Below are 11712 nucleotides of genomic sequence, written 5' to 3'. Positions count from 1 at the left end.
CGCCCCAAGGCGGGCAGTCGGGCGAGCGCCACGGCAAATCCCGGGCTTCGGCGTCGAACCAGTCCTCCAGCGAGGAGTGGACGTCTGTCAGGTCGGGGTAGTCGGCTATGGTTTTGATGCCAACACTCTAGTTGAAAACCCCGACGGCGGTTCCCTGCCGGATGCCGTCAGCTGGCCTGCTGCTCGCTGGGCGGCAGCCCTTCCCGCCGGGCAGGCAACCGCCGCACATGGCCGTGTACGGTTTCACCGCCGCGGCCGTTGGCTGCCGGAACGGCCAGGGCCACGACGAAGCTGGCGCTGTCAGGGTCATCAACGGAGCGGATGGTCAGGCTGCGTGTTCCTTCCGGTATTGAGGGCGCAAAGAACTGCAGCTGGCGGGAGCCGACGGTGGCCACCTCATCCAGCTTGTACTCTGTGCCGAAGTGGTCATGGACGACGATTTCGGGGTTGTGCGGCACGTCTTCATTGACTGATGCGAGGTGCAGGTTCACCACTATGCCGGTGTTCCAGATCTCAACCGCAAGCACCGTGAACTCGGTCCCCTGGCTCTGATGTGTGCCAAACGTCAGCGGCAGAAGAACGCGTTCGAGGTGACCGCCAGACAAGTGATCTACCATCAGTGGTCCTCTCCAACTCGGCCCGGTAAGTGGTAACCGGAATTCAATTTTAGTAAGTGTGCTGACAGTTGTCACCCGAATTTGAGTCACGAATTGGACATGGTGGGGCCGGGGCGGCGTGGTGGGGCCGCAGAAAGCCCCCTGTTACTTAGCCTAGAAGGATGGGCAGGCAAGACACTCCGAACTCCGGCGCGGGCCGGGACCGGTCACCGAAACCGGCGGCACAGAAAACAGCAGCCGGCAAAACGGCGCCCCGCGCAGGGCGCAAGCCGAGCCCGGCCGTGTACCGCCGCCGTCGGCTCTTTGCCGGAGTGGCGCTGCTGCTGGTCCTGGGCCTGATCGCCGGCGGGGTCGCAACAGTTACCAGCCTCCTCGGCGGCGCCCAGCGGGTCTCCGCAGAGGACTCCACGCAGGGTTCCTCAACGCAGGGCACCGGCACCGCGCAGCCTGGGGCAACGCCGTCGGCAAGCCCTTCTGCAACTCCCTCCGCATCGCCCACGTGCGAACAGAAGCTCGTGACGGTCAAGGCGGCCACGAACAAGACGTCCTATGCCGCAGACGAAAAGCCGGTGCTGAGCCTCACGGTCACCAACGGCGGAAAGCTTCCCTGCAAGGTGAACATCGGCACGTCGCAGATGGACTTCCTGGTCACCAGCGGCTCGGACCGCGTCTTCTCATCCGCCGATTGCCAGGCTGCCAGCACTGACCTGGTCAAGACCATCGCGCCCGGCAAGAGCGAAACGGCGAACTTCCCGTGGCTGCGAAACCGTTCGGTGCAGGGCTGCGAGCAGGTGCCGGACGGTTCGGTTGCCGGCAGCGGGTACTACGTGTTCATCGCGAAGCTTGGCGCCAAGGTCAGCCCGCCGACAGTCTTCCAGCTCAGCTGACGCTGCCTGGGAATTAGAGGAACCGGTCCAGCAGGCTGGCTTCGGCCATGCGGCTGAGGCCCTCGCGGACCGTCCGGGCCCGCTGGTCGCCGATGCCGTCCACGGTCATCAGGTCGTCAATGGTCGCAGCCATGAGGTACTGCAGCCCGCCGAAGTGGTCCACCAGCCTGTCCGCGACAGCTTTCGGAACGGCCTTGAGTCCGGACAGGAGCCGGTAGCCCCGCGGCTGCACCACGGCGTCGAGGGTGTCCACGCCGCCGGCGAAGCCGATGATCCCCGCGATCTTGCTGAGGTCGATCAGTTCGGTGGGGCCAAGGTTGAGGAGCGCGCTGACCGCGCGGTCGATGTCCTCGGGAGATGCGTTCGGCCCGGCATAGTCGCGGATGATGATGTCGCTGCCCGGGCCGCGGCCCACCGTGAGCTCGTCCAGTTGGAGGGACAGCAGCCTGCCGTCCTCGCCGAGCTCCAGCACATATTGCGAGATTTCCTCGGAGATCCGGCGCACCATCTCCTGGCGCTGCAGGGTCACGGCCACATCGCGGACCGTCACCATGGCCTCAATCTCCAGGGCTGAGAGCGAGCTGGTCACCTGGTCCAGCCGCGAACGGTAGCGTTCCAGCGTGGCCAGGGCCTGGTTGGCGCGGGCCAGGACCTTTTCGGAGCCCTCGAGCACATGCCGCAGCCCGTTGACGTACAGGGCGATGATCTGCATGGACTGGCTCACCGAGATCACCGGCACGCCGGTCTGGATCGCGACGCGTTCGGCGGTCCGGTGGCGGGTGCCGGATTCCTGGGTTTCGATGCTTGGGTCCGGCACCAGCTGGACGGCCGCCCGCAGGATGTTGCCGGCGTCCCTGTCGCAGATGATGGCGCCGTCCATCTTGGCCAGTTCGCGGAGCCTGGTGGGCGAGAAGTCGATGCCGATGTCGAAGCCGCCGGAACAGATCGAGTCGATGGTCCGGTCCGAGCCCAACACGATCAGCGCGCCGGTGCGTCCGCGGAGAATGCGTTCCAGGCCGTCCCGCAACGCGGTCCCCGGGGCCACCCTCCCCAAAGTCGCTTTGAGCGATTCTTCAGGGCTGCGAGCCATAGATATTCCCTTCAAAGGTGCAGGCGGGCCTGCAGGTTTGCCGGTTTTCGATAGTGCGCCGGCAGGATCAAAAGTACTCGGTTTCCCGCATGCACCATCCTAGAGGTAGATTACCCCAGCAACCGCACGGGCAAGCCTCAAAGTGCCCCGTCGGGGGCCTGCGGAACACGCATCCCGAGTGCGTCCGACGGCGGCAGTCGGAGGGGCACTTTTGGCCCGGCTTCGGTGCGGATTACGCCCCTGCGATAAACTTGAAGCCTTGGCTGGCAGGTTCCGCCGCCACCCGGCCGCCGGATTTTCGGAGCATCTGATGTCGCCATCTGATGCAACGGAGACTTTTCAGGCCGTTCCAGATTTTCCAACCAGGATCCCCCGCGGATCGCAGTGAAAGTAGCACCGTGTCCCAAGAAGTGCAGAGCCCCGCCCGAGTGCACGAGATCCACAAGCAGGCCTCCCGCCGCCGGACGTTTGCCGTCATCTCCCACCCGGACGCCGGCAAGTCCACGCTTACCGAGGCCCTCGCCCTGCACGCCAAGGTGATCGGTACCGCTGGCGCTTCCAGCGGCAAGGCCAACCGCAAGGAGACGGTCTCGGACTGGATGCAGATGGAGAAGGACCGCGGCATCTCCATCAGCTCGGCCGCCCTGCAGTTCTCCTACCGGGACACCGTGATCAACCTGCTGGACACCCCCGGGCACGCCGACTTCTCCGAGGACACCTACCGCGTGCTCGCCGCCGTCGACTGCGCCGTGATGCTCGTGGACGCGGCCAAGGGCCTTGAGACGCAGACCATGAAGCTGTTCGAGGTCTGCAAGCAGCGGAACCTCCCCATCATCACGGTCATCAACAAGTGGGACCGCCCGGGCCTGGACGCACTGGCCCTCATAGACGAGATCACGGAGCGCACCGGGCTGCAGCCCATGCCCCTGACCTGGGCCGTGGGCATCTCCGGCGATTTCCGCGGCGTGTGGGACCTGCGCAACGACAGGTTCGCGCGCTTCCAGCGGAACAGCGCGGGCGCCAGCATCGCCCTCACCGAGTACTTCACTCCCGAAGAGGCGGCCGAAAGCCAGGGCCGCAACTGGACGGACGCCGTCGACGAGGCTGGCTTGGTTATCGAGTCCAACCTCGGCTTCGACGTCGAGAGCTTCCACGCCGGCAAGGCCACCCCCATCCTGTTCAGCTCCGCGGCGCTGAACTTTGGCGTCAAGGAACTGCTGGACGCCCTGGTGGACTTCGCCCCGCCGGCTGCGCCCCGGCCTGACATCGAGGGCACCCCGCGTGCCGTCGAGTCGCCGTTCTCCGGCTTCGTCTTCAAGGTCCAGGCAGGCATGAACAAGGCCCACCGCGACCACGTTGCCTTTATCCGCGTCTGCTCCGGCGTGTTCGAGCGCGGCATGGTGGTCACCCAGACCCGCACCGGAAAGTCGTTCGCCACGAAGTACGCGCAGCAGGTTTTCGGCCGGGAACGCGAGGTCATCGACGAGGCCTACCCGGGCGACGTCGTGGGCCTGGTCAACGCGTCCTCGCTGCGCGTGGGCGACAGCCTGTTCCTTGAGGAAGCCGTGGAGTTCCCGGCCATTCCGCTGTTCGCTCCGGAGCACTTCCAGGTTGCCCGTTCCAAGGACCCCAGCCGCTTCAAGCAGTTCCGCCGCGGCATCGAGCAGCTTGAGCACGAGGGCGTCATCCAGGTGCTGCGCTCCGACGTCCGCGGTGACCAGGCGCCCGTGCTTGCCGCCGTCGGACCCATGCAGTTCGAAGTGGTGGAGGACCGCATGGCGCACGACTTCAGCGCGCCGATGCGCCTGGAACGCCTCCCGTACTCCATGGCCAGGATCTCGACGGCGGACGCCATGCCGGCGCTGGCCAACGTGCCGGGCGCCGAGGTGCTGCTGCGGTCCGACGGCGAATACCTGGCCCTCTTCAATGACGTTTGGGCCCTGCGCCGCATCGAGAAGAACCATCCGGACCTCACGCTGGTACCTATCGGGACGCACAACCCCGCTAAGTAACTGTGCCAACGCGGGGCTCCGGTTCCCGAACGGTCTCCCAACCAACGAAGCAAGGTATCGCCGTGACCACAAACCAGCCGTCTGCCGTAACACCTGTTACAGGATCAACCAGTGTCGTCGTGACCGGCATGGGTTCGATGAACCCGCTCGGGGCCACCGTGGCAGAGACGTGGGAAGCGATGCTGGCCGGGCGCTCGGGCATCGCGGCGCTGCAGGACGGCTGGGCTGAAGCCTTGCCGGTGCGCATCGCCGGCCGGGTCACGGCCGACCTGGGCGCGTTCCTGAGCACCCGCGAGCTGAAGCGGATGGACCGCTGCGGGCAGTTGGCACTCGTTGCCTCCCGCGAAGCCTGGGAGCAGGCGGGGAAGCCGAGCGTCGGACCGGAGCGGTTCGCCGTCGTGATCGGCTCGGCCTACGGCGGCATGGATACCGTTCTCGCCCAGGTCAGGGAGCTGGACAACGGCGGCCCGCGCAAGGTTTCCCCGCACACCCTGACCAGGCTCATGGTGAACGGACCGTCCGCGTGGGTTTCGATCGACCTCGGCGCCAAGGGCGGGGCACTCACTCCCGTCAGCGCCTGTGCGTCCGGCGCTGAAGCGATCGCCCAAGGCACCGAAATGATCAGGTCCGGGGCGGCCGACGTCGTCATAGCCGGCGGCGTCGATGCCTGCGTCAACGACCTCATCATCAGCGGTTTTTCCCAGATCCGGGCACTCTCCACGCGCAACGACGATCCGGAGCGGGCCTCGCGGCCGTTCGACCGGGACCGCGACGGGTTCGTCCTGTCCGAGGGTGCGGGGATCGTGGTGCTGGAAAGCGAGGACCACGCACGTGCCCGGGGCGCGGAATTGCTCGGCGTCATAGCCGGGGCAGCCGTGACCTCGGACGCGAACGACATCGTGGCAGCCGATCCGGACATGCAGGTGCGGGTCATGGAGAAGGCCCTTGCCTCCGCCGGCCTCCGCGGGACGGACATCGGATTCGTGCATGCGCACGCCACCTCGACGCCCGTGGGCGACCGGCTGGAGGCGCAGGCCATCAAGACCATTGCCGGTGACCAGGTCCCGGTGACCTCCACGAAGTCGCTCACCGGGCACCTGCTCGGCGGAGCAGGAGCACTTGCCACCATCGCTACGCTGCAGGCCCTCCGGACCGGCGACCTGCCCGGCACCTACAACGTGGACGCCCTTGACCCCGAGGTGGACCTCAACGTCATCACCGGTACCGTCAGCGGCAGCACCGCGACGGCGGGACTCGTCAATGCCTTCGGGTTCGGCGGGCACAGCGCGGCGCTCGTGGTCACCCGCGCCTAAACCTCACGGCTTCCTGGTCCGCACCAGTGCCGCGGTCCCGGCAGCCAGGCCGAGCAGGCCCGCGCCGAGGCCGACGATGCCGAACGTGTTGTCAGGCGTGGCCGCGACCGGGGTGGTCGACGCTGCCGCCGACGTGGCTGCGGTTGTCCTGCCTGCGGCGGGGGCCGCAGTTGGGCTGCCTGCGGCGGGAGCAGCGGAGGCTGCCGGTGCCGCATGCGAGTGTTCGTCCGCCGCAGCGGTGGTGACGAACGAGGGGACCGGGTGCTCGGACTCGGGCTGGCCGGAGGTTACGGGCTGGTTCCAGTTCACCACTGTTCCGTCCGAGTAGGTCTGTGCCGCGGGCAGGGCCACGGTGGTCCCGGCCTCCGGAAGCCGGCCGACCGAGATGGAGAACGTCTGGTACTCATGCGGGCCGAGCTGGTGGGTTGCATCGGCTGTCCAGGTGACTGTGGCGGCGGCCTTGGTGACCTTGGCCTCTTCCACGGTGACGGGTGCGGGCAGGGCCGCCTCGGTGATCTTCGCCGTCCAACCGTCCATGGGCTTGACCGAGACGGACGTGAACGGCGTCGCTGCGGGCAGCGTGACCGCGACCTTGGTGGTCTTGGCGGTAGCGGACTCGTTGGGCACCCTGAAGGTCAGCTGCGAGAAGCCGCCAGCCGAGGTAGAGGCCGGGTCCACGTGGACGTGGGCGGATGCTGAGCCCACCCCCAGGACCATGAGGCCGGCAGCCGCCGCTGCGACGGTGACGGTTTTCGGGGCTCGGGACTTCACAGCACCGCTTGTTGAGGTGGTCATGACAGGGCCTTTCGCGGGTGCTGCCGCGCTCACGCCGAGGGCAGCTGGGTGATGGATGATCAGGCAGCGTCCCGGCACCCCCCGCAGGCTCGTTGGCCGTGCGCGGCCTCGCCCCGCCGCAACAGCCAGGCGGCGGCCAGCATGGCGAGGAGGTGGCCTGCCAACATGGCGGGCAAATTGGCGCCGTCATTCATGGGGACGGCTCCGGCATTGGCCGTGCAGTTCAGGCTCCCATGCCCGTAGTGCGCCAAACTGCCGGACAGCGAACGACAGTTGCCGCCGCGCGAGCCAGGCGGCCGGGGCCAACAGAACCGCGGCCGTCACGGCCAATGTCCCGGTGTCCGGAAGCTGCCCGCCACCCAGAACGTGGCCGGCGGCGGCCAGAGAGACCGCCACCGCGGTGACCAGGGCCGCCGGAAGAGGCGCAGGGGACCTTGGAGTTCCATCGGTGCCTCCCTCCACAAGGCCCGGAGCTGCTGTGACACCTCCGACCGTAAACACGGCAGCGTGGGAAAACCTTGGGCCCAGCGCCGGCGTGTTACAGGTCTGGGCGGCCCGGAATGGTGGTCCCGTAGCAGCAGCGGCAGGGGCCGGCCCGTAGAATTGCTGTGACTTCCGCTCTGCCCGTCCATCTTCCGGAAAGGACCGCTGATGATGCCCTGTGCTTCGTTCAGGCTTTTCCGCACCGGGCTGATCGGCTCGCTCGTTATCGGGTTTGCCGCGGGCGGGCACCTTGCGGGCGGCGGCCAGCTTCCCTCTGCGTCCATCCTGGCGGCGCTGTTCGCTGTGACACTGGTTCCGGTCGCCGCGCTGACGCGGTTCCGGCTCTCGTTCCCTGCCCTGGCGGCCCTGCTGGGTGCCAGTCAGTTCTGGCTGCACTGGGCTCTCAACGCGCTGGGCGGCGCGGGTGCGGCCGCACCGGAGTCCGCGGCGCTGATGCCGGGCCACGCCGGCCATTCGGGTGCTTTAGATCCGGGTGCCATAACTCCAGACGCGCTGGCCGCCGCAGGGTCGGCGGCCGCCGGAAGTGGCCATTCCGCGGCATCCGATGCCGTCATGTTCGTCGCGCACGTCGTGGCCACGCTGTGCACCGCAGTCCTGCTGGCCCGCGGGGAACGCGTGCTGTCAGCACTTGCTTCCTGGCTGCAGCCGCTTATCCGCCAGCCCGAACCGGCAGCTATCCTTCCTGCCCGCATCCCCGTGCCTTTTCCGGCCCCGGCGCTCCTCCCGCGGACGCGCCTGGGCGTCCGGCTGCCAACCCGGCGCGGGCCGCCGGTGCCTTTGGCCGCCTAGACGGGTTCCTTACAGAACGGGCCGGACCTTTACGGACGGTTCCGCTTTCCAGCCAGGGTCCGACGGCGGCGCGTAGCTACCTGCCCGTGTCGCATCGATGGCGCATGGGCCCTGACTGATTTTCCTGAAAGGAACCACCTCATGAGCACCTCCATTCGCCGTACCCTCAAGACCGCAGCAGCCGCCTCCCTCACAGCCGGCCTCCTGGCCGCCGGTGCCGCCGCCGCCTCCGCGCACGTCACGGTCGACCCCTCCGCAACCGCCGAGGGCGGCTTCACCAAGCTGACGTTCAGCGTGCCCAACGAATCCGAGACGGCCAAGACCAACCGGCTGGAGGTCAAGCTCCCCACCGACACCCCGCTGACCTCGGTCTCCGTGAAGCCGATGGACGGCTGGAAGGCGCAGGTGGTCACCACCACCCTGCCGAAGCCGGTGGAAATTGCGGGCGCAACAGTCACCAAGGCCCCAACCAGCGTGATCTGGACCGCTGACGCGGCCCACCAGATCGGGCAGAAGGAATTCCAGACCTTCACTCTGTCCGTCGGCCGGCTCCCGGCAGCCGGCACCACCCTGATGCTGCCCGCGGCCCAGGGCTACACCGACGGCACCACAGCCAACTGGGCCGACGCGGCCGAGGGTGAGCACAGCAACCCGTCCGCAACATCCTCCGACGCAGCTTCTGCTCCGGCCGCTGAAGCGAAGGAGTACCACCCCGCGCCCTCGTTCGTCGTCACCGCGGCGGAAGCCGTTGATGGTTCCGCAACGGCCACGCCGGATGCCGCGCCCGCATCGGAAACGCAGGCAACAGGTTCCAACGGCGGCCAGGCCGCGGGCTGGATCGGGCTGGTCGCGGGTCTTCTTGGCCTCGCCGCGGGCGCCACGGCCCTGGTCCGCACCCGAGCGGTCAAGAAGTAGCCCAAGGGCCGCATCGAACTGCAGCGGCCCGCGCCATCTCCTGGGGCTGCCAGGGGACGGCGCGGGCCGCTTTTGCTGAACGGCGAACAGACCTCAGGCCAACAGTGGGTCAGGGCTTAGTGATGAGCAGTTCCAAGACCTCTGTCAGGTGGCCCACTTCCTTCACGGTAAAGCCTGCCGGGACCGGGCCGGGACCGGTGGGGCTGGCGGGAACGACGGCGTGCGTGAACCCCAGCCGGTGGGCCTCGTGGATACGCTGGTTGATACCGGGGACCGGGCGCACCTCGCCGGCCAGGCCCACCTCGCCGAAGGCGATCAGGCGCTGCGGCAGGGGTTTCTTGTGCTTCGCGGACGCCACTGCCAGCGCTACAGCGAGGTCGGTGGCCGGCTCGCTGAGCTTCACGCCGCCCACCGTGGCCACGTAGGAATCGTCCTTTTGCAGCTGGCACCCGGCACGCTGCTGCAGCACCGCCAGAAGCATGGCCACCCGCGAACTATCCAAGCCGCTGGTTGCCCGGCGCGGCTGTGAGTTCTGGGTGTCGGCGAGCAGGGACTGCACCTCGGCAAGCAGCGGCCTGCGGCCCTCCATAGTGACGGTGATGCAGGTGCCGGATACCGGGTCCTTGGTGCGGGTGACGAACAGTCCGCTTGGATCGGCGAGGCCCAGGATGCCGTCCTCGGTGAGGTCGAAGCAGCCCACGTCATCGGTGGGCCCGTAGCGGTTCTTGACCGCCCGGAGCAGGCGGAGGCGGGAGTGGCGCTCGCCCTCGAACTGGCACACGACGTCCACCAGGTGCTCCAGCAGGCGGGGCCCTGCGATGGAGCCGTCCTTTGTCACATGCCCCACCAGCAGCGTGGTCATGTTCCGGCGCTTGGCCGCGGAAATGATCGAGGCGGCGACCTCACGGACCTGGGAGACGCCGCCGGAACTGCCCTCCACGTCCGCGCTGCTGAGCGTCTGCACGGAGTCCACCACCAGCAGCTTCGGTTCCACCTTCTCCACCTGGCCCAGCGCCTGGCCAAGGTCGGTCTCCGCTGAGAGGTAGAGGGTGTCCGCGATCGCGCTGATCCGCTCCGCCCGCAGTTTCACCTGGGCCGCCGATTCCTCGCCCGTCACATACAGGACGTTCTGCCCGGTCCGGGCGAACTTGGCAGCCACGTCCAGGAGCAGGGTGGACTTTCCCACGCCGGGCTCGCCCGCGAGCAGGATGACGGCGCCGGGGACCACTCCGCCGCCGAGGACGCGGTCCAGTTCGTCCACGCCGGTGGGCAGGTAGGCGGCAGTGGTGGCGTCAATATCGGCAATGGGGCGGGCGGGCTCCAGAACTGTAGTGGCCGCCGTCGTACGTGCCACCGCGGCGCCGGTTTCCTCAACGGTGCCCCATGCCTGGCACTCACCGCACCGGCCCACCCACTTGACCGTGGTCCAGCCGCATTCCGCGCATTTATAGCCCGGCGCCTTGGAAACCCGGGAAGTCTTTGTAGCCATTGCTCCACACTAACCGGGGGCTGTGACATTTTTGTCCGGCCCGACCGCCTACAGCGGGGGCAGGAGGTCGCGCGCTTCGCGGGAATCGATGCCGGTGGCTTCCAGCAGGTCCACCATGAGCGGCCGGAACAGCATCACCACGGTCTCGCCCTCGAGCTTCTGAACCTTCAACATCCTGGGGTGCAGCCGTCCGGCGATCTCGCCCAGGTCCTGCCGCGCGCTGCGCAGGTGGGCATGGCGGGCGCCCTCCTGCACTTCAGCGAGGCCGAGCGAGAGCTCTTCCACGGCCGCCCCTGTCTCCAGCAGCACCTCGGCGATGTTCTCGGTGGCTTCGTCGGACAGTGCGGCGTGATTGATGGAGCTGGTGAGCCGGCGCGCGAAGACGCGGCTGTTGCGCAGGGCAAGGTCGATGTATTCGAGCGACTGCTCCAGCCGGTCCAGTTCTTCCCGGTGGCGCCGGTAGGCGGGCGCCAGCGTGGCCACCTCGCCGGACGCCCGCAGCGAGTGCCGCATGGCATCCACCAGAGGCTGGCTGTTCCGGCCCCGGACCAGAGCATGCCAGGCCCGGGTGGAATCGCTCTCAACCAGGGCTGCGGCGCATTCCCGGAGCACTTCCGCGAGTTCATGGAGCAGCTTCTGGACGTCCTTGCGCGGTTCCCGGCGGGGATCCTTGGGCGCCAGGATGGTGACCAGCAGCGCGACCACGCCGCCCACCACGGCGTCGATGCTGCGGGTAAAGGGGCCGCCGGCAGGCGCCGGCAGCAGCACCACCAGCAGAGATTGCAGCGCCAGCTGGGTGGTGAAGATGTTGCCGCTGTCCAGGAAGCGGGCCAGCAGGATGGAGACCAAAAGCACGACGGCGGCCTGCCAGATCCCGGCCCCGAGCCAGTGGAGCAGCATGTCGCCCACGGCGATGCCAATGGTGCAGCCCAGGCCCACCTCCATCACCCTCCGCATGCGCAGATCGCGGGAGAATCCGAGGGCGATCAGGGCGGACGTGGCGGCGAACAGCGGGCCTGTATGGCCTAGGACGTACTCGGCAAAGGCATAGGCTCCCACGGCGCCGAAGGTCATCTGTATCCCGGGGACCAATGAATTCCGGCTCCGGACCATCCCAGTCCTGATCCGGCCGCGAAGGAAGCGTCTGCTGGCGGAGAGTCCGGTCTGGGGCATGGCTTCAGTCTATGGCCGGAGCCGCTGCGGACCGGGAACCGGCGGACCGGTTACAAGCCGCCGGGCGACCCGGCCCCGGAACCGCAAAAGGTAGGGCCGCCGTCGCGATGCAGCGACGGCGGCCCTCG

Annotated in this window: 10 protein-coding genes; 5 read left to right on the top strand and 5 right to left on the bottom strand. The window is 67.9% G+C overall.

The genetic code is table 11. The annotated features are described in order from the left end of the window. Nucleotides 1-167 precede the first annotated feature (167 nt). A complete protein-coding gene (locus tag J7I85_RS22805; protein ID WP_214857666.1) occupies nt 168-617 on the bottom strand; it encodes a hypothetical protein in 450 nt (149 codons plus the stop codon). A 161-nt stretch (nt 618-778) separates the two neighbouring features. On the opposite strand from J7I85_RS22805, the gene J7I85_RS22800 reads away from it, so the two are divergent. Next, a complete protein-coding gene (locus J7I85_RS22800; RefSeq protein ID WP_214857664.1) occupies nt 779-1504 on the top strand; it encodes a hypothetical protein in 726 nt (241 codons plus the stop codon). A gap of 13 nt (nt 1505-1517) precedes the next feature. On the opposite strand, the gene disA is transcribed toward J7I85_RS22800, so the two are convergent. After that, on the bottom strand, nt 1518-2594 hold the full coding sequence (gene disA / locus J7I85_RS22795; protein ID WP_214857662.1) for a DNA integrity scanning diadenylate cyclase DisA: 1077 nt from the start codon (nt 2592-2594) through the stop codon (nt 1518-1520). Nucleotides 2595-2992: 398 nt separating this feature from the next. Here disA and J7I85_RS22790 point away from each other — a divergent pair, with 398 nt between their 5' ends. Together J7I85_RS22790 and J7I85_RS22785 are read left to right on the top strand one after the other, a co-directional pair. Further along, nucleotides 2993-4606, top strand: coding sequence for a peptide chain release factor 3 (locus J7I85_RS22790; protein WP_214857660.1), 1614 nt, complete (start codon nt 2993-2995; stop codon nt 4604-4606). Nucleotides 4607-4734: 128 nt separating this feature from the next. After that, nucleotides 4735-5919 (top strand): beta-ketoacyl-[acyl-carrier-protein] synthase family protein, encoded by a 1185-nt coding sequence (locus J7I85_RS22785; RefSeq protein ID WP_251024741.1) that lies wholly within the window; start codon nt 4735-4737, stop codon nt 5917-5919. 3 nt (nt 5920-5922) lie between these two features. Here the strand turns inward: J7I85_RS22785 and J7I85_RS22780 are convergent, their stop codons facing one another. Then, nucleotides 5923-6714, bottom strand: a complete 792-nt coding sequence (locus J7I85_RS22780) for a YcnI family protein (protein WP_214857658.1) — start codon at nt 6712-6714, stop codon at nt 5923-5925. Nucleotides 6715-7365: 651 nt separating this feature from the next. Between J7I85_RS22780 and J7I85_RS22775 the strand changes: the two genes are divergently transcribed. Then, nucleotides 7366-8007, top strand: a complete 642-nt coding sequence (locus tag J7I85_RS22775; protein ID WP_214857656.1) for a hypothetical protein — start codon at nt 7366-7368, stop codon at nt 8005-8007. 141 nt (nt 8008-8148) lie between these two features. Next, nucleotides 8149-8922 carry a YcnI family protein gene (locus J7I85_RS22770; protein ID WP_214857654.1) on the top strand — a complete coding sequence of 258 codons (774 nt, stop codon included), beginning with the start codon at nt 8149-8151 and terminating at the stop codon, nt 8920-8922. A 109-nt stretch (nt 8923-9031) separates the two neighbouring features. On the opposite strand, the gene radA is transcribed toward J7I85_RS22770, so the two are convergent. Next, nucleotides 9032-10411, bottom strand: coding sequence for a DNA repair protein RadA (gene radA / locus J7I85_RS22765; RefSeq protein ID WP_214857652.1), 1380 nt, complete (start codon nt 10409-10411; stop codon nt 9032-9034). 48 nt (nt 10412-10459) lie between these two features. Continuing rightward, on the bottom strand, nt 10460-11584 hold the full coding sequence (locus J7I85_RS22760) for an aromatic acid exporter family protein (protein WP_214857643.1): 1125 nt from the start codon (nt 11582-11584) through the stop codon (nt 10460-10462). Between the last annotated feature and the right edge of the window lie 128 nt (nt 11585-11712).

The organism is Arthrobacter sp. ISL-65 (assembly GCF_018613795.1).
GTDB lineage: Bacteria > Actinomycetota > Actinomycetes > Actinomycetales > Micrococcaceae > Arthrobacter.
This window is presented reverse-complemented; position numbering and strand designations above follow the sequence as displayed.